The following is a 542-nucleotide window of genomic DNA, read 5'->3' as shown; positions in this document are numbered from 1 at the left end:
CCCGGATCACCGTCACTGTCAACGGTGTCGAGGGCAGCCGCCGCGACCAGCGGACGTCGACGTCGCCGATCTTCGGAAGGCGTAGTTTCCCGCCGCGAGTGATGGCCCAGCGGGCGTTCGCGGTGAACCGGACCGACTGGCGGCTGTCCCGCTTCGACTTGTACCGGGGTGGGCCCATCCTCGGGCGCTTGCCCTTCAGCCCGTCGAAGAAGTTCCGGTACGCCGTGTCGAGGTCCCGTAGGGACTGCTGCAGAACGACCGCTGACACCTCGCCGAGCCAGACTCGTTCCGGGGTCTTCTTCGCCTCGGTGATCAGCAGCTTGGACAGGTCGCCGGTCTTCGGGAACGGCAGCCCGGCCGCGCGGGCGGTCTCCCGGGCGCGGAGCGCATCGTTGTACACCACCCGCGCGCACCCGAACGTCCGCGCCAGCGCCTGTACCTGACCAGGAGTCGGGTACAGACGGAAGCTGTACCGAAGCTGCACGATCATATTCGTGCATTGGTCTATGGCCAGCGATCCGAGCATCCGTACCGGCAGACAC

At 67.2% G+C, this 542-nt stretch carries 1 protein-coding gene; it reads right to left on the bottom strand.

Features of this window, described 5'->3' with window-relative positions; all coding sequences use genetic code 11:
• The coding region (locus AC08ON_RS08360) for an RNA-guided endonuclease InsQ/TnpB family protein (protein WP_476607604.1) at positions 1-490 on the bottom strand (490 nt) is incomplete at its 3' end.
• Positions 491-542 lie beyond the last annotated feature (52 nt).

The sequence above is a fragment of the Frankia sp. CoWAU3 genome (genome assembly GCF_977971855.1).
The sequence above is the reverse complement of the archived record's forward strand: the minus strand, read 5'-3'. Positions and strand labels throughout refer to the sequence as shown.